We start from the raw sequence: 26,505 nt of genomic DNA, 5'->3' as shown, positions 1-26,505 counted from the left end.
CTTACTCATTTGCTTCTTGAAGGCGGTTACGCGCTTTTTGATAGAAGTAAGATACGCTCAGTAAAATGACTCCAATTAACATAAAGGCGATCACTTTTTGCACCAGTTCGAAGGACGCCATATCCAGTAATAACACCTTGAGCGTGGCTAAGGTAAAGAGTCCTGCGGCGAGGCGGATCATATCCGTATGTTGGGGTTTTAAGCTGATAAACATCAAGACACTGCCATGCACCACTAATAAAATCGCACTGAGCGGCGCGGCAATCATGTTATCAAATACATAACTCCAGGTGAGATAACTGAGCGCAAGTAACCCATGCCAACCCCATTTCAACCATTGCAGCGGTAAGAAGCGTCGATGTAAACGGATAGCAACGCCGCGGCGTAATATCAGCGTGGCAAGCAATGCTAAGGCGGTAAATTCGCAGAGGATCAGTAACGCATTATTCAAATCTACTCTCAACGATATCTCAAAATGCAGCAGGATAGGCAGCAACGCTAAGCCAAGGCAAAGACCGTAGGCAAGACTGTAGCTTGAGCGCACTGCGGCTTGGATTTCACTGGCAATGTGACCGAATAAGCTGGTCTTTTCACCCGTATGGTTAGCCCCTCTTTGGAGTAATAGTGCAAAGTAGCCACTGAGCGCTAAAGCCGTCATCGACCAAGCCACCACATCAGTGCGATTTAATCCATAGACAAGTACAGTCAGCGGCAGTGCAAAGTAATAGGGACTCAGTTGCCATTGAAGGGTTAATAGTAGCCGCCACCTGTCGGGGAGAGTGCGATAACGAATGAGTACAAATCCCATAACAAGCATGCCAATCAGCAGCGCAATAAACCCTTGCCAGACTTCAATCAGACATAAGCTCGCTGTGGTGAGTATGGCAAGCCAGGTCAGAATTTTAGTTTCAATCTCAAGGGCTTTGTGTCTAACCACATAGGCAAGTCCAAGGCTGAATAGGCTGCTAAGCCAGAATGCGGCTGCGGTAAACTCCCAATAACTGCGGATGACTTTAGGTAATAAAAGCAGTGGTAAAAGAAGATAACAGCCGATTTGTATCTGTTTAGCGGCCTGAGCGAATAAGGATTCTGGATAGTATCTACGATACCAATAATGACCCAACAATAGGGCAGCGAACAATTCAATCCGCGCGAGTTTGGCCATCAGTGGCTGTGCACTAAAACTCATGCTGCCGGAGAGGGTAACGCCTTCGATTACAGCGAATAACAATGGTAGTAGCAATAGCCAGGCGGCAAACTCACCGACCACCAGTTTGTCTTTGCTACTTAAATATAAGAGTAACAGGCTAAGGAGTGGCACAATGGCGAGGTAGTAATCACTGCTAACAAGATAAGCTGTAATCAATAGCGTCGCGACATAAAACCCGCTGAGGCTTTCTTTTAGCAGATAACAGAGTTGTCCTTCTAAGGTGGAGAGAGTTGATTCATTAGTTTTTAATTGATTGATTGTAAATAACAATCCGCCAGCACTTAAGGCTAATGCGATAAGGGGGAAGCCAAGGGCACCCACTGGCAATAAGCCGCCGAGTTCGAGTAAGGTCAAGCCCGAGAGTAGGCTGTAGGCATTGAGCGCCAGCCCCATCACTAGCAAGACATAGGCTTCGGCGCGCACTGAAATCAGTTTTTCGTTGAGCCCAATCCACAACAGTAATATTGCCTCGAGTAGCAATACTAATCCTAAGAAATCATGGCTTACCAGATAAAGTGCCGCAAAGGCGGCAAAGCTTCCGCCAAGCACTAGCAAGAGGCTAGATTGGGATTTAGCGAGCCGATTGTTAAGTTTGAGGTATAGCCCTACGCAGACTAGTGCGTTAGCGACAAATATTTCCCCTGCAAACTCAGTAAATTGTGTCAGTTCAAAGATCACAAAAGCCAATAACGCAATCGGCAGTGCCAATACCCTATGGCTTAGTGATGTTGTCGATGAGTTAACGATAAGCCCAGCTAGCCCATAGAGATAAAAGAGCGCGTTAAGACTCACAACGGCCAGCACAGCTTCGCCGTGCCATTGCTGGAGTGGTAAATCGACAAAATCGCTGAAGGCTTCAATACAAGCGATATGTAATAAGGCGGTCATTTCAAGCAGTAATGGCCACTGCAATTTGCGGCTTTGTGCTAATGCCCCAGTACCAATCAGCAGTAAGTAGGGAATATATAGCAGCGGCGCATAGCTTTGGGATAACAGCATCATTGGTGCCGTTGAGCCACCAATTAAGGCGATGACCGCAATGACTTTGGCATCGAGGCGCATTGAAAGGCCATAGCCCGCTAAGGTAATCAATAGCAATAGAATAAAGCTGGCGCCGTTGGGAATAATCTCAAAATAGGGGCCAATAAAATAAGCGCATAGGTAGTTTAAGATCAGCCCTAATCCAACGATTCCAGAGCCAAAGTCGGCCATACCTTGGCGTTTTTGACGGATAAAAATGCCGCCAGCGATAATCGCATTTGCACAGCCAAAACCGAGTAATGCTTTACCGAGTTCAGAAAACCAGTGATTGATGGAATATTGCAGCAGATAACCAAAACCTAGGGTGAGGGTAATAATGCCGGCGACAGTCATTAAAAATACTGGCCCCAAGCCCTTCGCTTGATAATGTTGATAGAAGCCTTTTAGCTGTTCTTTTATGGCCACAAAGGGCGCCATTATTGCGGCAACGCCTTGCGATAAAAAGGCTTCTACTTGGGCTTCAACTTGGCTTGTTGCTTGAACACCTAGTTCTACCCTAGTTTGCTTTATCAGCTCGAAATCAGTGGCTTGTGGCGAATCATGTTGCTCGCGAGAGCGCGGGTTAGTTTGGCGCAGCCATGGATCATCCTGCCAAGGTGACGTGGCAGGGGCTTGTGACTCAATAGGATGTGAAACCGTTTCGGACTGCAGAGCGGCATGGCTCGCCATTGCGTGGGCATCTGTTGTGAACGCAATCGGGGATGACTCGGCAGCAGATTGCTCAGTTATGCTGCTCGTGTGAATGAAACCATTATTTTGCTGTTCAAGCTTTAAGCTTAAGGTATCAAGTTTGGCTGAGAACTCAGCTAGTTGGCGGTCAAGTGAAGATTGCTGCGCGAGGTGCTGCAACGTTAATTGCGTCAATTCTGCCTTGAGTTGCTCTACGTCATCCTTTAACGGCATATCAGTATCCTAAATACGCTATCCATATAAATCAGGTACATAAAAGTCTAAGTCGTTTAGTTTTATGTATTTGCTTTCGCGGATTGTACTGACAACTTCGGGCGGCGGCTAGTTAAAAGCCGCTGTTCAGAAAATTCTGATGATGAGCATCTGAGCTAATTTTGCGAAAACAGCGCTAATCGCTAGCGCCAGTTTCGCGGTGTAGAAAGGACTATTTTTGGGCTTGCAGGATGACAAATTTGCCATTTGAGGCAACGGTGGTGCAGTTTTTAAATAAGCGTTGTAATTTCACATGATAAGCCAAGTGACGATTGCCCACTATATGTAAAATCCCACCATTTTTTAACCGACGACGGGCATCTAAAAACATTTGCCAAGCAATATGATCGGTAATGGCCTCACCTTGATGGAAGGGCGGATTACACAGCACTAAATCAGGCTCTACATTATCGGGAAAGTGGCTCATGCAATCATCCCAATGAAAATGTCCTTTGCCTTCGGGGAGTTGATTGGTTGTCCAATTGGCCTTTGCCGAGGCAACAGCCATTTCGGAGTCATCGATAAAATGGATATCGGCATTGGGATATAATTGGGCGGCACGAAGTCCGAGCACGCCATTACCACAGCCAAGGTCGACAACCGTGTTAAATTCACCTTTTGGCAGATTATCGAGCATAATTCGTGCGCCAATATCGAGCTTGTTGGCGGCAAAGACATTGCTTAAATTGCTGATTTTCAGGTTAAACTCTGGAATATCCCAAATGATTTCATTTGGCAGTGTTCTTGGCTTACCATCACTAATACAAGTGATCACGCGGGTTTTCTTCCAAGCAAGGCTGGCGCTCGCTGGCCCCAAGTGTTTAGCAAATAATGCCAGTAAACTCGCGTTGATTGATTTGGCTTTTGCGCCAACTAAGACGCGACAGCCAGCGGGTAATACCTGCGACAGGCGCATGAGCTGGTGGGCAAAGTAGGTGAGATTCTTCGGTAATTTCATCAACACTAAGGCGACATCTTGAGGCAAGGTGTCGCGACTGGTAAACCATTGCAGGTTATCCATCGGCAATTGATTGCGATGATGATTTTGTTCGGCACCTAAAAAACTGGTTCTGGCATCGGTTTCAACGCGAAGCGGCCAGTTGGGATTGATACGCGAGAGGGCGCAACTTAAGGCACCAAAACTATCGTTAATAATGGCCGTTGGCACAGCTGGTTGTTCACCTTCAATCAAACTATTGATTAAATGCTCGTCTGCGGCATCCCACGCTTGAAGATTCGATTCCTGCGATGCGGGATAGCGAAATAGTTCGAGTTCTATTCCTGCTACTGAAAATTGTGTCGTCATGTTGTGTTGTGCCAATAAAAATAAGGCGCTGATTATCGCAGATTTCATGGCCGCTTGCGATGTTTGCCTTAGTTTGTATACCTTGAAGTATGTCTTTGATGCCGTACCATGGCAGCCAAGTTTACTGGTCAAATTTGAATCCTCAGACTGAGGCTGGATACACTGTTGACTCGCAACGCTGCGCAAACCTACGTAAAACACTACTATCATTGGCGTTAGGCTGATTGTCGAAAGAGCGAACTGTGAATAAGGTGGGGGTATGAAACAAGCTGAATTAGGATTCGAATTTGAGGATTGTCCTTTGGATACACCTGATGATGTGCTTGCCATCGAAAGCCTCGATATTGGACAACTCGAACCACCTATCACCTTAGTGCGGGATTATCTAGGTAAGGCGCAGCAAAATGCGTTGATTAATGAGGCGCAATCATATCCGCTTACTCGCCCGCAAATTCAAGTGTTTGGACGATATCATTCGATCCCTCGCCAGCAGGTTTGGTATGGCGATTTGGGATGTGACTATATGTATTCGGGGCTATTTATTCGCGCCTTGCCTTGGCCTCAGTATCTGCAAAAATTACGCGATAAATTGCAGCGAGATTTTAGCCTTGGCAGTAATGGGGTGTTAGTTAACCGTTACGCCGATGGCCAAGATTGTATGGGGGCCCATAGTGATGATGAACCTGAAATTGCCCACGGCAGCGATATTGCCTCCATCAGCTTAGGTGCGACTCGTGATTTTGTGATGAAACATAAACATAGCAAGCTTAAATACACGATTAGTTTACATAGTGGTGATTTATTAATTATGCACTGGCCTATGCAACGTGACTGGTTGCACAGTGTACCTAAGCGCCTAAAGGTCACAGAGCCTCGTTGGAACTATACATTTAGGCAACTTATCGTTAATTATCATGGATAATTGAAAGGTTATTGAATTCAAAATGTTGTCGGATTTGTTAGGTTTTAAGTTGCAAAACGGGCGCTGAAATTTGATCTTTTATACTTGAAGCAGTACTCTGCGGCCACTGGATTTACCCATATTGAGAGTTGAATATGTCCAATACCCAAGTGCAGAGCACCGTGGCTGAGACCATCAATCAGAAGTTAACTGAGAGCTTCTCACCAACCTATTTAGAAGTGCTAAACGAAAGCCATCGTCATCATGTACCTCCTAATTCAGAGACTCACTTTAAAGTTGTGGTGGTCAGCGATGAATTTGAAGGGCTCCGTTTGCTTGCCCGTCATCGCTTAGTGAACAACTGTTTAGCCGATGAGTTAGCTAATGGTGTCCACGCGCTTTCTATTCATACCTTTACTCAAAGTGAATGGGCGACGAACGGCGAGGTGCCTAAAACCCCCAATTGTCGCGGCTAATTATCGCTATTTAGGACGGGTCATGCTTAAAACAAAAAGCCACTTTATTAAAGTGGCTTTTTGTTTTAAGTCAAATTGGTCTCATTCTTAGGTTCCCCTGTCGAATATTCTGTGTTAACAATATGTTCTATTTATCGAGTTAAGCGCCTATTTTCTACAAAAAGAGTGCTATTTTTCATGTGGTTAACAGTTTTTGTTGCGGGGAGTGTGTGATGCGTTATTTGGGGGGGCTGTTATTTGCGGTATTGTTTTTTGGCGTGACTGGCTGTAATCCCTCATCTCAACATGCGGAGTCTATTTCCGTTGCTGAAGGACCTCCTGTTAAAGAGGTGATTGAATGGCGTTTAGCCACTTCTTGGCCAAAAAATTTTCCTGGGTTAGGCATGGCCCCTGAGCGTTTTGCCACGCTTGTCGATGAGATGTCCCACGGCCGATTGCACATTAGCGTCTACGGCGCGGGAGAATTAATGCCTGCCTTTGCGGTATTCGATGGCGTTAGCCAAGGTAAAATCCAGATGGCGCATGCAGCCTCCTATTATTGGAAGGGCAAAGCCCCCGCCTCCCAGTTTTTTTCTTCAATTCCCTTTGGGATGACAGCACAAGAGATGAACGGCTGGTTACATTATGGTGGTGGTATGGCGCTGTGGGAGGAAGTCTATCGTCCCTTTGGCATTATCCCTCTGGCTGGTGGCAATACGGGAATGCAAATGGGTGGTTGGTTTAATAAACCCATTAATACGATAGCTGACTTTAAAGGATTGAAGATCCGCATGCCAGGACTCGGTGGTGAGGTGCTCAAACGTGCCGGTGCTGTGCCCGTCAATATGCCAGGAAGAGAACTCTATGGTGCTCTGCAAACTGGTTCAATCGATGCGGCTGAGTGGGTTGGGCCTGTGAATGATCTCGCCTTTGGCTTACATAAAGTGGCTAAATATTATTACTATCCCGGTTGGCATGAACCAGGTTCCAATATGGAGTTTTTAATTAACAAGGACGCTTTTGAGAATCTGCCTAAAGATTTGCAAGCCATCGTTAAGACGGCTGCGCGTGCCATTAATCAAGATATGTTGGATGAATACACCACGCGTAATGTCAGTGCACTTGAAACTCTCGTAAAAGAGGAAGGGGTAGAGCTTAAGGCGTTTCCGTCTGCGGTGTTAACTGAACTTGAACGGATCTCACAACAGGTGATTGCAGAGCAGGCGCAACAAGATCCCATGATGGACAAAGTCTATAGGGCTTATCATGCTTATGAGCAAGGCGTGCGTGAATACCATAAGATTTCTGAAGATGCCTACAGCCAACAACGACAGCATTAATGATGGCTATTTACCCAAAATGTTCATATTAGCACCTTACTGATATGAGATGATTTCATCTTGCGTTAACTTGTTACTGTTTGGTGTTATGCTTGCACTCATATAAATAGATAGCGACAGTGGCGTTGTATCGCCCTGATAATTTGGAGATCCCTATGCCATTACTTGATAGCTTTACTGTTGACCATACTCGAATGAATGCACCTGCTGTGCGTGTCGCCAAACATATGACTACCCCCAAAGGTGATGCGATCACAGTATTTGATCTACGTTTTTGCGCGCCGAATAAAGATATCCTTAGCGAGCGTGGTATTCACACTTTGGAACATTTATTTGCAGGCTTTATGCGTGACCATCTAAATGGCAATGATGTGGAAATTATTGATATTTCGCCAATGGGCTGTCGCACTGGGTTTTATATGAGCCTGATTGGTGTGCCCACTGAACATCAAGTGGCTGATGCTTGGCTTGCTTCTATGGAAGATGTGCTGAAAGTCGTTGAACAATCTGAAATTCCTGAGCTGAACGAATATCAATGCGGTACCTACGAGATGCACTCTTTGGAGCAAGCACAGGAAATTGCACGCAATATTATCGCTGCTGGTGTGAGTGTTAACCGCAACGATGATTTAAAACTCAGTGATGAGATTTTAGGTAAACTCTAAGCCGCAAATATGGGCTTAACGCGAAAGCGTCAAGAAAGCGACATTAGTCGCTTTTTTTTTCGAACTAATTCCGCTATTTTACAAAATAACAACAAACGCCGTACGCTAACAAAAATTTTGGGAGCTTGGTATGCCAAGTCGCTATTTTGTCATGTCGCTGACCGCGCTGGCGGTTTCCTGTATTTACGCTAACTCACTCAATGCAAATCCCCTTTATTCTCAAACGCTCGATTTAGCCAAGCTCAATGATCAGTACCATTCCAGCGATGATGCGATGCAATTAAGCAATCTTAATAGCTTAACCTTGCTTCGAGCCGACCATAGTGGCAATTCCGCCAATATCAGTATGCGTTCTGCCAGCCAAGGTGTCGCTGTAATGCAAGATCGGGTGTATTTCTCACCTGCGCCTTACTCAGCCCCTCAACTGCAACTCTTACCCCATCTTTTATTACAGCAAAGTGTGACGACTACACCACTGGCCAATATGGCTGTTGGTGGTCAGGGAGCGTTTGGGGTTGTGGATTACCAAAGCCTTAACATTATTGAGCGCCCGCAATCCGGCAGTGTTCAAATTGAGGGGACAACAGATTCCGATGTAAATGCTGGCCTGCGTTGGGGCGTTAAGCAAAAAGAATACGGAGCCTTATTTGCCGCCAATTATTTAAAACAACAAGGCGATGCGAATTTTTTAAACGGCAGTGATGCTGACAGAAAAAAAACGGATATCTTATTTAAGGTCAACGCCACGAGCTTGCTTGGTGCTCGCAGTCCACAGCAAACTGAATTTACCTATCAATTTATCGATGACGATAGTTATCGCTCATTGCTTGGGATAACGGCTGCCGACTGGCAGCAAGATCCATTACAGCTATATTCCGCTACAGCACAAGATAACCACCAAGGGAGGCAGCATAAATACCAGTTATCACATCAAGTGGATTTGGGTGACAGTCGAGTGATTAGCGACTTTTACTATCAATCATATTCACAACAACTGGATCAGCTTGGCGCGTTTAATGGGCAAAATATTGGCTTGGGAACGCTTTACGACATTGCCGCCTTTGACCGAAATCCCAGTGTTAATGGTGCCGATATCAATATGTTGGTACAAGATAATGATTACAGTGCGTTTGGTGCTCAGACTCAGGCGATAAACCAATATGGAGAGCATCAAATTACCTATAGTGCTCGTTATCATACCGATAAAGCCGAAATGCGTTTCGGTGATCAAACGGCTTTGTGGCAAGCGGACAGAAGTATAGTGCGTGATGAGTCTAATGCGGTGTTAGCCTACACCGATGATGCCACTGCGCTGACGTCGGCAATCGACTCTTTATGGCGTTGGCAAGGTATGCAAATCAAGTTAGGGCTTACTTACGAGCATGTCAGTGTCAATCGTGAGATTAGCTTAGTCTTTGCTGGGCTTGATGAGGCTGACTTTTCCGATAGCGATTGGATGCCACAATTTGGTGTACTGTATGATGCTGGCGATTGGCGCTTTAGTACTGATATCCGCCGAGCGTGGGCAGCCGCGAGTGCAGGCAATCTTACTCAGGAAGCACAGGAGTCACTCCATTATCAAGTTAGCGCCCAATATGCGAGCGAGGGGATTAAGGCCGATTTGCGCGCCTATGTGCAAGAATTTGATAATCTGCATGTTGATTGTGATAGCTATTCCATGTGTGTTGATACTCGTCTACTCACCCAAGAGAATATTCCTGATGTGCTCAGCTATGGGATTGAACTCGGCCTAGGTTATCAGTGGATGCTGGGTGAATTTGAATTGCCCTTAGGCTTAAGTTATCAGTATCTTAGCGCTGAATATCAGACGAGCACCTGCACCGATATCCAAGGCTGCGTCCTGGAGGGCGGCAAACTGGCTTGGTTACCCGAGCATCAATTGCAATTGAGCGCGGGGATTGAATACGCTCAATATCAATTAAACCTTGTCGCTGCTTATCAATCTGAGCGTGATTTCAGTCAGTATGGTAGTGAGTTGCAGCGTGTTGACGGTCAATGGCGTGCCGATATAGCGGCTAATTACGATATTGATAAGCACCATCGATTGTATGTTCGGGTCGAAAATCTACTTGATGAGTCCTTGGTAACCTCAGCATCAAATAGCGGAATTCGAGTAGAAAATGGACGGATCAGCTATTTGGGCTATCAATGGCGTTTCTAAACTGAGTTAAATCTTGTTTGACGATTGTTCAGTAAGAAAGCGAAAAGGTATTTATATTTCTGGTTATCTTGATATATCGACCTTTTGCTAAATTAATTCTTTTAAAATTAATGTTATAGTATTTAGTGACCGTAATACTCTCTCTTTCTGAGCCCTCACTCGGTCGGAAGGTGAACGCTGTAGTGCATGATTCTTTTAAATCCTTATTTTAGGTTTGAAAACACCTATAATTTTCGTGGCGATGGCACGGCAATTGGGGTAAAATGCGCGCGACCAGCGTGATTGCGATCGCATTTCTGTGATAAATCTGCGCTAGCTCAATGCAGTAGGTTTTGTTTAAAACCTACGTATTTAGCAGGAACGCGGCGCATTGTCTTTCCTTCAAAACGTAGTGCTTGTGGATATGATTACAATTAAGAAAGGATTGGAACTGCCTATAGCAGGCGGACCAGAGCAAGTTATCCATAATGGCCCAGCCATTAAACATGTAGCTACTTTGGGTGAAGAGTATATTGGCTTACGTCCAACGATGAAGATCAAAGTGGGCGATAAAGTACAAAAAGGTCAGGTGATTTTCGAAGATAAGAAAAATCCTGGCGTAAAATATACGGCTTTAGCCAGTGGTACTATATTAGACATTAACCGGGGCGCCCAGCGTGTGCTGCAGTCTGTTGTTATTCAAGTGGAAGGTAACGAAAGCGTTTCCTTTGCTAAGTATGACGCCACTGCTCTTGATACGCTTGACTCGCAACTGGTCCGTGACAACCTGATTGAGTCAGGTTTATGGACTGCATTGCGTACTCGTCCTTTCAGCAAAGTGCCAGCCGTAGATTCTTCTGCTGCGGGTATATTTGTAACCGCCATTGATACGCAACCCCATGCTGCCGATCCCGTTGTGGTGATCCGCGAGCATAAAGAAGATTTTGCTAATGGTCTTAAAGTCTTAGCAAGACTAACCGAAGGTAAAGTTTACCTTTGCAAAGCGCCTGGCGCCGATATTCCTGCTGCTAATGCCCAAGTTGAAGAATTTGCCGGTGTTCACCCTGCAGGTCTTGTTGGTACTCATATCCATTTCCTACTTCCAGCTTCTGCAAAACGTACTGTTTGGCATGTCGGTTACCAAGATGTAATAGCCATTGGTCAGCTATTTACGACGGGTCAACTGAATACCGAACGTGTGGTTGCAATTGCCGGTCCTAAAGCAGCTAAGCCACGTTTGGTTCGCACTGTTTTAGGTGCAAGCATGACTGAGTTGACTGCTGGCGAAACCTTAGATGGTAACGTGCGTTTCATTTCAGGCTCTGTGCTGAATGGCCGTACTGCAGTTGGTCCTCAAGGATATTTAGGCCGTTACCATATGCAGGTCAGTCTGCTTGAAGAAGGTACTGAAAAAGAATTTTTGGGTTGGGTATTGCCTGGCGCCAACAAGTTCTCTATCACTCGCGCATTCCTTGGTCACTTAAGCTCTTCTCGTTTGTTCAATATGACAACGAGCACTGGTGGCTCGGACCGTGCAATGGTGCCAATCGGTAACTTTGAGCGTGTAATGCCTCTGGATATTCTTCCTACAATGTTACTGCGTGACCTGATTTCGGGTGACTTTGACGGTGCGGCTACCCTAGGCGCGTTAGAGTTAGATGAAGAAGATCTCGCACTGTGTACGTTCGTATGTCCAGGCAAATATGACTACGGTTCATATCTGCGTGACTGTTTAGATACGATCGAGAGGGAAGGCTAATGAGCTTGAAAGATTTTTTCGAACGTATTGAACCCGACTTCGAGAAAGGCGGTAAATACGAAAAGTTTTATGCCCTATTCGAAGCGGCATACACCATTTTTTATACGCCAGGTAAAGTGAACAAGGGAAAAACCCATGTTCGCGATAACCTTGACCTAAAACGTATGATGATTACGGTTTGGGCCTGTGCATTTCCCGCGATGTTCGTCGGTATGTACAACGTAGGTTTACAAGCACAACTCGCATTAATTGCCGGTTTTGCGACCCCAGATGTATGGCAAGTGAGCTTGTTTGGCATGTTCGGTACTGAACTGACAGCAAACTCTGGTTGGCCAGCATTAATGTGGTATGGCGCCTGTTTCTTCCTACCTATCTACGCAGTGACGTTTGCTGTCGGTGGTATTTGGGAAGTGTTGTTTGCCTCTATCCGCGGTCATGAAGTTAACGAGGGTTTCTTCGTTACCTCTATCCTGTTCGCCTTAACTTTGCCAGCAACGATTCCATTATGGATGGTGGCACTAGGTATCACCTTCGGTGTGGTTGTGGCTAAGGAAGTGTTCGGTGGTACAGGGCGTAACTTCTTAAACCCAGCGCTTGCCGGTCGTGCATTCCTGTTCTTCGCTTACCCATTGAACATGTCTGGTGACACTACATGGGTTGTGGCTGACGGTTACTCTGGTGCGACTGCACTGAGTCAAGCTGCTGCGGGCAATTTTGATTATGCCTTCAACCAAAACTGGTGGGATGCGTTCTTCGGTTTCATTCCAGGTTCTGTCGGTGAAGTGTCTACGCTAGCGATTCTTTTAGGTGGTTTGGTCATCATCTATACCCGTATCGCATCATGGCGCATCGTGGGTGGTGTAATGCTGGGTATGATTGCCATTTCTACGCTGCTGAACGTTGTGGGTAGCGACACTAACCCAATGTTTGCAATGCCTTGGTACTGGCACTTAGTGTTAGGTGGTTTTGCATTTGGCATGATGTTTATGGCGACTGACCCAGTGTCTGCGTCATTCACTAACCAAGCTAAATGGGCATACGGTATCTTGATTGGTGCAATGGCTGTGTTTATCCGCGTGATTAACCCTGCGTTCCCAGAAGGCATGATGTTAGCGATTCTGTTTGCTAACTTGTTCGCGCCATTGTTCGACCACTTCGTGGTTCAGGCAAATATCAAGCGGAGGATTGCTCGTGGCTAGTAATAGAGATTCGTTCGGAAGAACGCTATTTATCGTCGTTGGCTTATGTCTAATTTGTGCGATATTTGTGTCGACTGCGGCAGTATTACTGCGCCCAACTCAAGCAGAAAACAAACTGCTTGATAAGCAAAAGTACATTCTGGAAGCTGCAGGTCTGATTGACACTAAAGCCGGTAAAGTGACCAAAGCGCAAATTTTGGAAACTTACGGTAAGCATATCGAAGCTAAGTTAGTTAACTTAAAAACCGGTGATTGGGTTGAAGGTGTTGACGCCAATACATTTGATCAACGCAAAGCGTCTCGCGATGTGAAAACCTCATTTGTACCTGAAAACGATATCGCTTCAGTTAAGCGTGTTTCAGAAGATGCAGTGGTTTATCTGGTTCGCGACGATCAAGGTAAGCTAACCAGTGTGATCCTGCCTATCCATGGTTATGGCCTGTGGTCGACTATGTATGCTTTCCTCGCGTTAGATGCTGATCTGAACACGATTCAAAGCTTAGTTTACTACGAGCAAGGCGAAACCCCTGGTCTGGGTGGTGAAGTCCAAAACGCTCAGTGGAAAGCGAAATGGCATGGTAAAAAGTTATTTGATGCGCAAGGTAATATTGCGATCAGCGTAACCAAAAACCCCGCTGTTGCTAGCACTGAATACGGTGTAGATGCATTATCCGGCGCGACTCTGACCAGTAACGGTGTTCAACACTCTCTGACGTTCTGGTTAGGTAAAGAAGGTTTTGCGAGTTTCATTGAAAAAGCACGCAATGGAGGTCTCAGCTAATGTCTGACGCTAAAGAACTGAAACAGGTTCTGACTGGACCTATCGTCAACAACAACCCGATTGCATTACAAGTCCTTGGTGTATGTAGTGCGTTAGCGGTAACGAGCAAGCTCGAAACTGCACTGGTAATGGCGTTGGCATTAACTGCGGTAACAGCGTTTTCGAACCTGTTTATCTCAATGATCCGTAATCATATTCCTAGCAGCGTACGTATTATCGTACAGATGACTATTATTGCCTCTCTGGTAATTGTGGTTGACCAATTGCTGCAGGCTTATGCTTATCAGATTTCTAAGCAGTTATCGGTATTCGTGGGTCTTATCATTACGAACTGTATCGTAATGGGACGCGCTGAAGCCTATGCGATGAAAACACCACCAATGATGAGCTTTATGGATGGTATCGGTAACGGTTTAGGTTACGGTGCGATTCTGTTAGCCGTTGGCTTCGTGCGTGAACTGTTTGGTAACGGTTCTCTGTTCGGTGTTGAAATCCTGCACAAGATCTCTGATGGTGGTTGGTATCAACCAAATGGTTTGCTATTACTGCCGCCAAGTGCGTTCTTCCTAATCGGTATGCTGATTTGGATTATTCGTACCTATAAGCCAGAGCAAGTTGAAGCAAAAGGGTAATTGAGATGGAACATTATATTAGCCTGTTAATTCGCTCTGTTTTCATTGAAAACATGGCACTGGCCTTCTTCTTAGGTATGTGTACTTTCTTAGCGGTATCAAAGAAAGTGACTACCGCGATGGGCCTAGGGATTGCGGTAGTTGTAGTGTTAACTATCTCTGTTCCTGCTAACCAAGTTATTTACCAAGGGCTGTTAGCGCCTGGCGCACTGGCTTGGGCTGGTGCACCTGAAGCTGACTTAAGCTTCTTGAAATTCATTACCTTTATCGGTGTGATTGCGGCTTTAGTTCAAATTCTGGAAATGGCACTGGATAAGTACTTTCCTCCTTTGTACAACGCGTTAGGTATCTTCTTACCTCTGATCACTGTGAACTGTGCGATTTTCGGTGCGGTATCATTCATGGTTGAGCGTGACTACAAACTGGGCGAAAGTGTGGTGTTTGGTTTCGGCTCTGGAGTAGGTTGGGCATTAGCTATCGTATTGATGGCCGGTATCCGTGAGAAGCTGAAGTATGCCGATGTGCCCAATGGCCTGCGTGGTTTAGGTATTACCTTTATCACCGCTGGTTTAATGGCCTTAGGTTTCATGTCGTTTTCTGGTGTGTCTCTGTAAGAGACACCAAACGGCTTCTTGAATTGGACCTTCTAAGGATAAGTTAATGGATATTCTTGGTATTTTTAAATCTACTCCGCTTGAGGTTTACCTCGGTGTGAGTATGTTTACTGCTATCGTCCTAGTCTTAGTGTTAGTGATTTTATTTGCTAAATCTAAGCTAGTGTCTAGCGGTGACATCACGATCGGCATCAACGACGATCCTGAAAAAGCGATTACAACCGGTGCTGGTGGCAAGCTATTAGGCGTGCTGGCGAACAACGGTATCTTCGTGTCGAGCGCCTGTGGTGGCGGTGGTTCTTGTGGCCAATGTCGCGTAGTGGTTAAGTCAGGCGGCGGTGATATTCTGCCAACAGAATTGGACCACATCAGCAAGGGTGACGCCCGTAAAGGTTGTCGTCTGTCTTGCCAGGTGAACGTTAAGAACGACATGGAAATCGAGCTTGACGAAGAAATCTTCGGTATCAAGAAGTGGGAATGTACTGTTATCTCTAACGATAACAAGGCGACCTTCATTAAAGAACTGAAGCTGCAAATTCCTGATGGTGAATCTGTTCCGTTCCGTGCGGGTGGTTACATCCAGATCGAAGCGCCAGCACACCATGTTAAATATGCTGATTTCGACGTACCAGCAAAATACCGTGGTGACTGGGAGCACTTTGGTTTCTTCAATCTTGAATCTAAAGTTGACGAAGAAACGATCCGTGCTTACTCAATGGCTAACTACCCAGAAGAGTTCGGCATCATCATGTTAAACGTGCGTATCGCAACGCCACCTCCACGTAACTTGAGCTTACCATGCGGTAAGATGTCATCTTACATTTGGAGCCTAAAGGCTGGCGATAAAGTGACTATTTCTGGTCCATTCGGTGAATTCTTCGCGAAAGATACCAATGCAGAAATGGTGTTTATCGGTGGTGGTGCGGGTATGGCACCAATGCGTTCACACATTTTCGACCAACTGAAGCGTCTGAAGTCTAAGCGTAAGATGAGCTTCTGGTACGGTGCACGTTCTAAGCGTGAAATGTTCTACGTGGAAGACTTTGACGGCTTAGCGGCTGAAAACGACAACTTCGTATGGCATGTGGCCCTGTCCGATCCTCAACCTGAGGACAACTGGGATGGTTACACAGGTTTCATCCATAACGTATTGTATGAAAACTACCTGAAAGACCATGAAGCGCCAGAAGATTGTGAGTTCTACATGTGTGGACCTCCAATGATGAACGCGGCCGTGATCGGTATGTTGAAAAATCTTGGTGTCGAAGACGAAAACATCCTGTTGGATGACTTCGGCGGCTAATGTGAATTAGCCCAAGGTGAGAAGAGTTGCAGATGTGGAGTAAAGCTCTCATCTGCAACTTTTGCATTAAAGGGCATCCAAAAGAGTTGTTAGTCACTATGTTTAAAACCCTAGCGTTAAAAACCCCTGTGTTAAAAACCTCAGTGTTAAAGCATTCAGTGAACTGGCTGGTCCTTGTAGGTCTAGCCTTTTTTATTTCAGCCTGTAGCAAACAGGATGAGGTTATCTCCCTTGCGGGCAGCACAATGGGCACGACCTACCACATTAAAGTGGTTCCTAATGAGCAAATGCCCACGGCCCAGCTATTGCAGGCCGAAATTGACTTAGCCCTAGAGCAAGTCAATAACCAGATGTCGACCTATCGACCTAATTCAGAATTGTCCCGTTTCAACCAGTTACCGCTTGAGCAAAGTGTCGAAGTGTCGCCGGATACTGTCAAAGTGGTTAAAGAAGGCATGCGTTTGTATCACGTGACAGACAAAGCCTTAGACATTACCTTAGGGCCGCTGGTGAACTTATGGGGATTTGGCCCCGATAAGCGCCCAACCAAAGTGCCGACTCAAGCCGAGATTGATGCAGCTAAGGCTAAAACGGGTATCAGTGAGCTTTCTATCGAAGGCAATCGCTTAAGCAAGCATAACGCCCATTTGTACGTGGATTTGTCATCTATCGCCAAGGGCTTTGGCGTTGATAAAGTGGCTACTATTTTAGATAAATATCACGCAACGGGTTACTTAGTTGAAATTGGTGGCGAGCTGAGCATTAAAGGCACCAAAGGCGATGGCAGTTCGTGGCGTGTCGCCATAGAGAAGCCGACCGATGAGGGCATGGCGGTACAGCAGGTGATAGAACCGGGCACTATGGCCATGGCGACGTCGGGGGATTACCGCAATTATTATGAGGAAGAAGGTCAACGTTTTACCCATATAATCGATCCGCGTACCGGTTTGCCTATCAATCATAAGTTAGCATCTGTGACCGTTTTGCATAAAGAATGTATGACGGCCGATGGTTTTGCGACGGCGATGATGGTTTTAGGCACAGAAGCGTCATTGGAGCTTGCCAAGAAAGAACACTTGGCGATAATGCTAATAGAAAAGCAAGGCGAAGGATTTAAAGTCTACTACAGTGACGCCTTCAAGCCTTTCCTTAAGTAGTTGGAGTTAACATGAGCACTTTTATCGCGGCATTTGTGATTTTATTACTGTTCTTTTTGCTTATGTCGATAGGTTATCTCATCAAGCGCAAAGCCGTGGAAGGAAGCTGTGGCGGTTTAGGTGTATTAGGGATTGAAAAAGCCTGCGATTGTGATGATCCCTGCGACAAGCGTAAGCGTCGTATGGCCGCTGAAGAAGCGCGCCGAGCGAAGTTAACCAAAGACCGGATCATTTAATTATCCGCTTCAACTAAAATAGCCTCCTCTGGAGGCTATTTTTTTGCCTCAAATTTAGCATCGTTAACATTAATCCTTGATTTATGAGGAGGATAGCAGGCTAATCTAAGCGATAATGAGAATGCTTTTTATCTTTAAGTTTGTGAAAAATAAAGAAAATTTGAGTTAGCTTGAAAACTGTACTAGGCTAGAAGCTTGATTTAGATCAATCTTTCACTCATATCAAGGATCGTAACTTATGAAAGGTCATCCAAAAGTGGTGGGACAACTCAATCGGGTGCTTACCTGTGAGTTAACGGCCATTAATCAATATTTTCTCCACGCCAGAATGTTCAAGCATTGGGGGCTGGAGAAGCTAAACCACGTCGAATACAAGAAATCCATCCAAGATATGAAGCACGCCGATAAGCTTATTGAGCGGGTATTATTTTTAGAGGGATTACCGAATCTACAACAGCTCGAAAAACTGCGTATTGGCGAGCACACTCAAGAGATGCTCGATTGCGATTTAGCCATGGTGCAGGAACAACTAACGCTGTTGCGGGATGCCATTACACTCTGCGAAGTTGAGCAGGATTATGTGAGTCGCGATCTGCTCGAAGATATTCTTGAAGATGAAGAAGAGCATTTAGATTGGCTCGAGGCACAGCAGGAGCTGATTAGCTTAACCGGCATTCAAAACTATCTTCAATCGCAAATTAGTGAGTCATAGGAGCTGAATATGAAAGGTGATAAAGACGTCATCGATGCGTTAAATCGACTCCTAACCGGAGAGTTATCGGCGATGGATCAGTATTTTGTGCATGCCCATATGTACGAAGACTGGGGACTAAACGAACTCTATGAGCGCATTGCCCACGAGTCGGATGATGAAAAAGGCCATGCGGCCAAATTAGTACAGCGTATTTTATTCCTTGAAGGCGTGCCAAATGTGGCCGCGCGGGAAGCACTCAACATCGGCTCCAATGTTGAAGAGATGCTGCGTAACGATCTCGCCTATGAATACAAGGTGGCCGATGATTTACGTAAAGTCATCGCGTTATGTGAGCAGAAAAAAGATTATCAAACCCGTGAGATCTTAGAAGTGCTACTCGATGATACCGAATCCGACCATATGTATTGGTTAGAGAAACAGCTCGGTTTAATTGACCGCATTGGTTTAGCGAATTATCTGCAAACTAAGATGTAACAATATCCGATTGCGCGGCTCAAGCACAAAGGCCAGTCATTTTATGACTGGCCTTTGTTTTGGGATTTTGAGTATTTAGTCTAACACTCTGTAAAAATTCGCTGTAGTAATGAGATGTTCTGTTTGAGGTGGATTGTTTAGCGATTCCTGTTATTTCATTAATGTCTATTCTTTACAAATACTTGTTTACGTTTTTTCTCATCATTTTGGCTGTTGTTGGCGGGTAAAAATTGTTACCGTGTGAGGCTGTTTTTGCAGGCTTTTATGTTAAGTGGTTGGTTAACCAGACGGGAAGATGAATGAGATATATAAAACGTTCTCTAAGTTTGCAGTTAGTGGTAACTATCGTCGGTGCCCTCGCTGTACTGCTTACTTTAGTTGCCGCTTTGCTCGTGAATAAAGAAAGTAATAATACACGTAAGCAGGTGGATGCCGACATTTCGGCACTTGTAGCCTTAAAAGCCAATGAGATCAGTGGTTACTTTGTTGCCAAGGGGCAAGTAATCCACTCGGTATTTGCCGAGCCTGGGCTTATCAACTGGTTTAGTCAGTATCATGCTCGAGGCAGTAATCTGGCGCAGGATCAGCAATATCAAGATATTATTCGTTATTTTCGCTCGTTTTCCGACCGTGATAGCGATGTGAAATCAGTATTCTTTGGTTCGGCAAACACCTTTGAGTATTTTGACCTTAATGGCCGTTTCGATGGCGATCCTGATTATTACACCAATAAGCGTCCTTGGTGGCAGGAGGCGATTGATCAACGTGGCCTGTTTGTAGGCGATCCTGCGGTCGATGCCAACGATGGTTCTATTTCTGCAACGGTTAAAACCCCAGTCTATAGTGCTAATGGCGAACTTATTGGCATTGGTGGTATGGATATTCTGATCGATACCATTGGTAAAAACCTGTTAGCACCGATTAAATACCGCAACTATGGCCAAGCCTTCCTGATGACGGATGAAGGTAAGCTTGTGTATTTCCCTGGATTCTCGGATAAATTCCCGCCGGGCTCACTTACTAATCAGGTTGATAGCCAATTTAAAGATACCTCCGGTTTTACAGCATTAATGCAACAAATGCAGCGCGAGCCTCAGGGGTTTGCCGAGGTCAGTTTTAATGGCGTATCACAGCGAGTGACCTTTGTGACTGTAGGCGGTGATTATCCTAAGCAGAAATGGCATTTAGCCTTTATGTTGCCCCATGAAGTAATTGAAGCGCCTGTTACCAAAGCCTTTTGGATTGCCTGTTTTGTTGCATTAGGGATCATGCTGTTAGTGGGGATTACTGTTTGGTTGATGTTATTGCCCTTTAGACGCCAGCTCAGCAAATTACTCGATGCGATGGAAGATATTGCCGAGGGTGACAGTGACTTATCCCAACGCATTTTAATGGAACGGGAAGATGAGCTAGGTAAACTGGGTGATGCTTTCAATCGTTTTGCTGAAAAGGTTCAGCAAATGTTGCTGCATACCCGTAGCTTAACCCAAGAGGTCGGCACTGGAGTGATGGATGCGCGCCAAGTGTGTGATTTAGCTGTCTCGTCGGTGTCATCGCAAAAACAACAAATCGATTCTGTCGCCACGGCAGCAACTCAAATGGCGCAGACGAGCCAAGAAATGGCGATAAGTGCTCAACGCGCAAATGATTTTGCCGAAAAGGCACAGACTCAGGCCCTTGGTGGTACGCAAATCGTGTCCCGTGCGACCGAAGGGATGAAGGCATTATCGGTTCAAGTCATCGAAGCGGCTAATGTGATTAAGCGGCTACGAAGCAGCTCAGAGCAAATTGGTGAAGTCTTGAGCGTGATCCGCAATATTGCCGACCAAACTAACTTGCTGGCATTGAACGCGGCCATCGAGGCGGCGCGGGCGGGTGATCAAGGTCGAGGCTTCGCCGTTGTTGCTGACGAAGTGCGCACGCTGGCTTTGCGTACCCAAGATTCTACCGCCAATATTCAAGGCATTATCCAAACCCTGCAACAAAGTGCGCTTCAGGCTGAACAAGTGATGGAATCAGGGGTTGAGCAGGCAAGAGTAGGGCAAGACTTAACCACGCAAGTCGAGCAAGCCCTCAGCGACATCGCCAGTGCGATTACGTCTATCCAGCAGCAAACGGTGGAAATTACTGTGGCGATAGGCCAGCAGGCAGTGGTTGCCGATGAAGTGGCGCAAAACGTGGTGAGCGTGCGTGGTTTATCCGATCAATCCCTATTGTCAAGCCAAGATCTCTCCCAAAGTCTACAAGGATTTGAGCAAGCAACTCGAGAACTGACACGTAATATTGGTCAATTTAAAATTTAAACGCTGTTGTTTTAAAACCAAAGGAGCCTTAGCGCTCCTTTGGTTTTTGGGAATGTTATGCTTGGATAAGGATGCTTGAGTCGATAGTTGAACTTCGCGACTGCGTAAATATGTCCTAGATACTTGATTACTGTTTTTATATACAGTATTTTGAGTGTTGGAGGAACCTTTTGTGCGAAAAATCATTCATGTTGATATGGATTGCTACTTTGCTGCGGTGGAAATGCGAGACTTTCCCGAATACCGTGGTAAACCGCTGGCCGTTGGTGGGAGCCGTGAGCGGCGAGGGGTTATCAGCACCTGTAATTACGAAGCGCGCCGATTTGGTGTGCGCTCCGCTATGGCAACGGCTTATGCGCTTAAACTGTGCCCAGACTTAATTCTTGTCCCCGGTCGAATGCAGGTCTATAAGGATGTATCGCAACAAATTCGCGCTATCTTCTCTCGATACACTGAATTGATTGAACCCCTCTCCCTCGATGAAGCCTACTTAGATGTTAGCGATTGCAAGCTGTTTAAGGGCTCTGCAACTCTGATTGCTGAAGCGATTCGCCATGATATTTTGGCCGAAACAGGGCTTACTGCTTCGGCTGGCGTTGCTCCTGTTAAATTCCTCGCCAAGGTGGCCTCTGACTTAAATAAACCTAATGGTTTGTATGTTATTTCGCCCGATAAGGTTCCTGAGTTTATTAAAACTTTATCCCTACGCAAGATCCCCGGTGTGGGGAAAGTCACCGCAGAAAAACTTTCCTCTTTGGGGTTAAATACTTGTGGTGATATACAAACTTACCCAAAACAAGACCTTATTACTCGTTTTGGCAAATTTGGTGCTGTATTAATTGAAAGATCCCATGGGATTGATGAGCGTGGGTTATCAGTGAGTCGCGAGCGTAAATCCGTCGGCATTGAAACTACGTTGGCGCAGGATATTTACAGCCTCGAGCAGTGCCAGCAGGTAATGCCGGGATTAATACATGAGTTATCAACTCGCCTAAGTCGTAGTGCCAAGGATCGACAAATCCATAAGCAGGTGGTGAAGCTTAAATTCAGTGACTTTAAACAGACCACAATCGAGCATCGCAGTGACGAGGTATCCATAGTGATGTTTTATGAGTTACTGAGCCAAGCAATGGCAAGGCAAGAGGGCCGTGGAATTCGATTACTCGGGATTTCTGTTGGACTCGCCGAGAGTAAAGATACGCTTCAGCCAATCATGGCTCGCGAGACTAAGCAGTTGGATTTGGTATTTTAATATCAATCTTACTGGGCGGATCTCGCTCAGCGCTAATCAAACCTAACTTAGTTAACGCGATAATAAGCCTTACGCAGTGCATAAATAAAAGGTACAAAAAGACCGCATTGGTGAACTCTCTGCGGCCTTTGTCATTTAAGTCTGCTTAGTGACTATTCATCTGTAGCGACTATTCACCTTTAGCGGGAATGCGCTCTAGCACGGCTAATAGTAGATCCCAGTACTGACCAACGGTGGTGATATTGACCATTTCATCTGGGCCGTGCGGATAACGGATGGTAGGGCCAATCGACACCATGTCCATTTCTGGATAAGGCTTCTTGAACAGACCGCATTCAAGACCCGCGTGGATCACCATGATAACTGGTTCTTTATGGTAGATAGACTCGTAGGTTTTACGCACAATTGCCATTACGGGTGAGCTGTTATCTGGCTTCCAACCTGGGTAAGCGCCACTGAATTCAATTTCAGCGCCTGCGAGGTTGGTCAGTGCATTGAGCATGCCTTCAACTTGGCTGCGGCCTGAATCGATGAGCGAGCGAATTAAGCACAGAATGCTAACTTCTTCATCGTTAGTGCTAATCACGCCAACGTTGAGTGAGGTTTCAGTTACGCCCACGACTTCATCGCTCATACGCATCACGCCATTAGGGCATACATGCAGCAGGTCGATCAGCGTATTTTGGCTGTTTTCGCTCATCACGCGTTTTGGTGTTGGGATTTCGCTCAAGACTAAACGCATGTCTGGATCGGCAATTGCCAGCTCGGCGCGGACTAAGGCTTCAAAAGCACGTACTTTTTCATTCAGTGCATCGACATTTTCTGGAGGTAACATAAAGCTGATATTGGCTTCACGGGGGATAGCATTGCGCAGTGAACCACCGGTAAATTGGGTTAACTCTAGGGCTAACTCATCGGCACTTTCAAACAGAAAACGCGCGAGAAGCTTGTTGGCGTTACCACGACCTAAATGAATGTTAACCCCGGAGTGACCGCCTTTTAAGCCCGATAAATGCAGGCTAAATGATGCGTAACTTTGCTCCGAGGCTTGCCATACCATAGGTAGAGTGATCTGGGCATCGACGCCGCCAGCGCAGCCCATGTAGATTTCACCTTCTTGCTCTGAGTCGGTGTTGATCAGGATTTCAGCATCCAGCATACCCGCTTGCAGGCCGAAGGCGCCTGTCATGCCCGCTTCTTCGTCAATGGTGAGCAGTACTTCGAGTGGGCCGTGTTTGATGTCGTCGCTACCTAAAATCGCTAAGGCCGACGCCATGCCAATACCATTGTCGGCGCCTAAGGTAGTGCCTTTGGCTTTTACCCAGTCACCGTCAACATAGGCTTCGATAGGATCTTTGGTAAAGTCATGCACTTTGTCGGCATTCTTTTGCGGCACCATATCGATATGGGCTTGGATCACGACGACTTTGCGATCTTCCATTCCGGCCGTTGCGGGTTTGCGAATGATTAAATTACCGACAGCATCTTCCACGACATCGAGTTGCTTACTCTTAGCCCAGGCTTGGATGTGTTGGCTGAGTGCTTGTTCATATTTGGAAGGGTGGGGAATCGCACAGATTTGTTCGAACCATTGCCATAAAGGCTGTGGGTATAACTGACTTAACGCTGTCACAGAAGGTCCCTCATCAGGTCTTGTGGGTATGGGGCAAATTTTGGCTAATCCTAACACATTCTGCTCGGGCGATTAATCATCTCGATAACTCCGTGTGCGTTTGTGGCAGCGAAAGTTGCCACCCTCTGTATTTTCGATAGTGGCAAAGCGATTTTTTGATTGGTAATTAAGCGTTATAGCGGGAATAATGCTGGCACAATAATGAAAAAGGATGGGTCATGTTTCAAGTTAACTTTATTGATGTACAAGCAGAAAATTCCATTTTTGATGGCGAAGGTTGGGATGCGGTTGTGGTGGTCACACCTGATCTCGTTTCTATCGGAATTGATGAGATCAGTTTGTTGGCCGAGCACGGTGCTAAGGTCGATAAGCGGGTTGGTAAGAGCCCGACGTTACTGTTTGCCCCCGGTTTAGCCGGTGGCCGTTTAATCATAGCGCCCGTCACTCAAGTGACTGATGATTATGCCGATGTGCGTATTTATGGCGATGCGGCAAGAGCCGCGATTGCTATCGCCAAAGACGCGGGGGCTAAGCGTCCGCTGCTTTATGTTGTTCCATCAGCAACCCCTAAGTTTGGTTTTGCGACCGAAGTCGCGGCGTTGGCCTGTGGTCAAGAATTATGGCAAACCTTAGAGTTACGTGAGGCGACAGGCTTAACGCCGGCCTTTGAAGCGATAGGTTTATTGTCGTTATCATCTGAAAAGAGTCATTTGCTCAACGCATTAGAAGCAGGCCGCGTATTAGCGCGGGATTTATGTGGCACTGAACCTGAGCGTATGTCGGCGAAGGCCTTTGCTGAATATTGTTTGCAAGCCTTTAAAGGCAGTGTGATTAAAACCGCAGTGGTGGAAGATCGGGATATTCTCGAGCGAGATTATCCGCTGTTAAGTGCGGTGGCGCGTTCTTCCTTTGCGGTTGGTCGGCATCAACCGCGGGTGGTGAAACTCGAATATCTGCCCGAAGGTGAGATTACTCGTACCTTCTTATTTGCTGGCAAAGGCGTGGTCTACGATACGGGCGGTGCCGATCTGAAAGTCGGCGGCGCAATGGCAGGCATGAGCCGCGATAAAGGCGGCGCCGCTGCTGTTGCTGGGTTATTTAAAACCTTGTCTATGCTTAAGCCTAAAGGGATCCGGGTGATTGCCGAACTGGGTTTAGTTCGTAATAGCATTGGCAGCGAAGCCTTTGTCACCGATGAAATTATCACCAGCCATGGGGGCGTGCGGGTACGCATTGGTAATACCGACGCTGAAGGTCGTTTAGTGCTGGCTGATTTGCTCAGTCATCTGCGTATTAAAGCGGTAACGGCTGTTAAGCCTGAGCTGTTTTCGGTTGCGACGCTCACGGGACATGTGGTGCGCTGCTACGGTAATTATCCCGCGGCGGTTGAAAATGCGGTCGCCAGTGGTGCACTGTGCGCGCAGACACTTGCGTCACAAGCGAGCCACTGGGGCGAACCCTTTGAGGTTTCCACATTACGCCGTGAGGATTTTGCCAAGATCCGCGAAGTGTCTGGGGCGGCTGATATTTTATCTTCAAACAATGCGCCGTCTTCAGTAACTGCCCGCGGGCATCAATATCCTGCAGCCTTTCTACTTAAGGCGTCAGGTCTGTTTGAACACGGTGTTAATGCCGCTATTCCTTTAGCTTATACACACTTAGATATTGCTGGCAGTGCAACTGAGGGCGATCCGCTCTACGGTAAACCCACAGCCAGCCCCTTGGTTAGTTTGTATCAATATCTGATCAATCGTTAACGAAATAACGTAACAAATAGAAATAATTCTGTAATATCTTATTTATTAGGTGGTTACAGGGTTATTTCTGTTTTTATGTGATGCAGGTCGCCAATATTTTTGATAGTTTGTGTAATTTAATTACATTAAAAAGCCTTAATCAAAATAAATACAAAAAAAGCTTGTAATAAAACTACGAAAACATATAATGGTTTTCGTGGACAGGGCATTAAGCCTTTCCCCTCTAGTCTATCCAGGATGGATACCCTTCTCCAAGGACCCGAGTGACAAGTCGTCTCAACGGATTTGAGAATCTCTAGTTCCAAGGAACCGAGCCAAGCTTTACTAGAGTACTTAATCTCAACTTTACTTAGGAGTAATTGACTATGTCTTATACAGGCAACAACCATTTTTATTGGCAAAATACTTGGTTTAACACTGATGTTTTGCGTGGCGGTTTATTCGCTATGAGCTTTAAGGGCTAACTATCCCTTTAAATCTAGTTTCCATCATCCATCAACCTTTGTATCGCCTTTTTTGGGCGTGTTTAGACTCAAGTAGCATATCGGTGTTTTTGCATGGGTATGCCAGGTTTTTCCCGCTAGCGCGGTAATGTACTTCCCCGAAAGGGACGCTTGAAACATGTCTTGCCTGCTCATTGAGCAGGCTTTTTTTTAGCTTTTTTCTGTC

21 protein-coding genes are annotated in these 26,505 nt (G+C 46.0%); 18 read left to right on the top strand and 3 right to left on the bottom strand.

Annotation, left to right across the window (positions count from 1 at the left end; all coding sequences use genetic code 11):
* Position 1 precedes the first annotated feature (1 nt).
* Positions 2-3,154, bottom strand: a complete 3,153-nt coding sequence (locus tag IEY09_RS13550; RefSeq protein WP_188871455.1) for a DUF2339 domain-containing protein — start codon at positions 3,152-3,154, stop codon at positions 2-4.
* A gap of 211 nt (positions 3,155-3,365) precedes the next feature.
* On the bottom strand, positions 3,366-4,499 hold the full coding sequence (locus IEY09_RS13545; protein ID WP_188871505.1) for a methyltransferase: 1,134 nt from the start codon (positions 4,497-4,499) through the stop codon (positions 3,366-3,368).
* Between the two features lie 259 nt (positions 4,500-4,758).
* Between IEY09_RS13545 and IEY09_RS13540 the strand changes: the two genes are divergently transcribed.
* From IEY09_RS13540 to dinB, 17 genes are all read left to right on the top strand, one after another.
* A complete protein-coding gene (locus IEY09_RS13540; RefSeq protein WP_188871453.1) occupies positions 4,759-5,421 on the top strand; it encodes an alpha-ketoglutarate-dependent dioxygenase AlkB family protein in 663 nt (220 codons plus the stop codon).
* 134 nt (positions 5,422-5,555) lie between these two features.
* Positions 5,556-5,876, top strand: a complete 321-nt coding sequence (locus IEY09_RS13535) for a BolA family protein (RefSeq protein WP_188871451.1) — start codon at positions 5,556-5,558, stop codon at positions 5,874-5,876.
* 212 nt (positions 5,877-6,088) lie between these two features.
* On the top strand, positions 6,089-7,195 hold the full coding sequence (locus IEY09_RS13530; RefSeq protein WP_188871449.1) for a TRAP transporter substrate-binding protein: 1,107 nt from the start codon (positions 6,089-6,091) through the stop codon (positions 7,193-7,195).
* Between the two features lie 155 nt (positions 7,196-7,350).
* Positions 7,351-7,860, top strand: coding sequence for an S-ribosylhomocysteine lyase (gene luxS, locus IEY09_RS13525; RefSeq protein WP_037415025.1), 510 nt, complete (start codon positions 7,351-7,353; stop codon positions 7,858-7,860).
* 130 nt (positions 7,861-7,990) lie between these two features.
* Complete coding sequence (locus IEY09_RS13520) at positions 7,991-10,042, top strand: TonB-dependent receptor domain-containing protein (RefSeq protein WP_188871447.1); 2,052 nt, start codon at positions 7,991-7,993, stop codon at positions 10,040-10,042.
* A 403-nt stretch (positions 10,043-10,445) separates the two neighbouring features.
* Complete coding sequence (locus IEY09_RS13515) at positions 10,446-11,780, top strand: Na(+)-translocating NADH-quinone reductase subunit A (RefSeq protein ID WP_037415063.1); 1,335 nt, start codon at positions 10,446-10,448, stop codon at positions 11,778-11,780.
* On the top strand, positions 11,780-12,979 hold the full coding sequence (locus IEY09_RS13510; RefSeq protein ID WP_099456873.1) for an NADH:ubiquinone reductase (Na(+)-transporting) subunit B: 1,200 nt from the start codon (positions 11,780-11,782) through the stop codon (positions 12,977-12,979). Before IEY09_RS13515 ends, IEY09_RS13510 begins: the two co-directional genes overlap by 1 nt.
* Entirely contained in the window at positions 12,972-13,760 is a 789-nt protein-coding gene (locus IEY09_RS13505; RefSeq protein WP_037415022.1) for a Na(+)-translocating NADH-quinone reductase subunit C, read from the top strand. Before IEY09_RS13510 ends, IEY09_RS13505 begins: the two co-directional genes overlap by 8 nt.
* Positions 13,760-14,392, top strand: coding sequence for an NADH:ubiquinone reductase (Na(+)-transporting) subunit D (locus IEY09_RS13500; protein ID WP_037415013.1), 633 nt, complete (start codon positions 13,760-13,762; stop codon positions 14,390-14,392). Before IEY09_RS13505 ends, IEY09_RS13500 begins: the two co-directional genes overlap by 1 nt.
* Before the next feature lie 5 nt (positions 14,393-14,397).
* Positions 14,398-15,006 carry an NADH:ubiquinone reductase (Na(+)-transporting) subunit E gene (gene nqrE, locus IEY09_RS13495; protein ID WP_006080469.1) on the top strand — a complete coding sequence of 203 codons (609 nt, stop codon included), beginning with the start codon at positions 14,398-14,400 and terminating at the stop codon, positions 15,004-15,006.
* A gap of 46 nt (positions 15,007-15,052) precedes the next feature.
* Positions 15,053-16,309, top strand: coding sequence for an NADH:ubiquinone reductase (Na(+)-transporting) subunit F (gene nqrF, locus IEY09_RS13490; protein ID WP_037427058.1), 1,257 nt, complete (start codon positions 15,053-15,055; stop codon positions 16,307-16,309).
* 98 nt (positions 16,310-16,407) lie between these two features.
* Positions 16,408-17,466: an FAD:protein FMN transferase gene (locus IEY09_RS13485; protein ID WP_037415060.1), complete on the top strand. Its 1,059-nt coding sequence runs from the start codon at positions 16,408-16,410 to the stop codon at positions 17,464-17,466.
* Between the two features lie 11 nt (positions 17,467-17,477).
* A complete protein-coding gene (gene nqrM, locus IEY09_RS13480; RefSeq protein ID WP_011071354.1) occupies positions 17,478-17,702 on the top strand; it encodes a (Na+)-NQR maturation NqrM in 225 nt (74 codons plus the stop codon).
* Between the two features lie 238 nt (positions 17,703-17,940).
* Positions 17,941-18,414 carry a bacterioferritin gene (gene bfr, locus IEY09_RS13475; RefSeq protein ID WP_099456871.1) on the top strand — a complete coding sequence of 158 codons (474 nt, stop codon included), beginning with the start codon at positions 17,941-17,943 and terminating at the stop codon, positions 18,412-18,414.
* 9 nt (positions 18,415-18,423) lie between these two features.
* The gene (gene bfr, locus IEY09_RS13470) at positions 18,424-18,891 is read left to right on the top strand and encodes a bacterioferritin (RefSeq protein ID WP_011071356.1); all 468 of its coding nucleotides are present in this window, start codon (positions 18,424-18,426) and stop codon (positions 18,889-18,891) included.
* 299 nt (positions 18,892-19,190) lie between these two features.
* Positions 19,191-21,194: a methyl-accepting chemotaxis protein gene (locus tag IEY09_RS13465; RefSeq protein ID WP_188871445.1), complete on the top strand. Its 2,004-nt coding sequence runs from the start codon at positions 19,191-19,193 to the stop codon at positions 21,192-21,194.
* 172 nt (positions 21,195-21,366) lie between these two features.
* Positions 21,367-22,446 (top strand): DNA polymerase IV, encoded by a 1,080-nt coding sequence (dinB, locus tag IEY09_RS13460; RefSeq protein WP_188871443.1) that lies wholly within the window; start codon positions 21,367-21,369, stop codon positions 22,444-22,446.
* 169 nt (positions 22,447-22,615) lie between these two features.
* On the opposite strand, the gene IEY09_RS13455 is transcribed toward dinB, so the two are convergent.
* Complete coding sequence (locus IEY09_RS13455) at positions 22,616-24,079, bottom strand: aminoacyl-histidine dipeptidase (protein WP_188871441.1); 1,464 nt, start codon at positions 24,077-24,079, stop codon at positions 22,616-22,618.
* Between the two features lie 218 nt (positions 24,080-24,297).
* On the opposite strand from IEY09_RS13455, the gene IEY09_RS13450 reads away from it, so the two are divergent.
* Complete coding sequence (locus IEY09_RS13450) at positions 24,298-25,836, top strand: M17 family metallopeptidase (protein WP_188871439.1); 1,539 nt, start codon at positions 24,298-24,300, stop codon at positions 25,834-25,836.
* Positions 25,837-26,505: the final 669 nt, after the last annotated feature.

Source organism: Shewanella xiamenensis (genome assembly GCF_014647135.1).
GTDB classification, from domain to species: Bacteria; Pseudomonadota; Gammaproteobacteria; order Enterobacterales; family Shewanellaceae; genus Shewanella; species Shewanella xiamenensis.
This window is presented reverse-complemented; position numbering and strand designations above follow the sequence as displayed.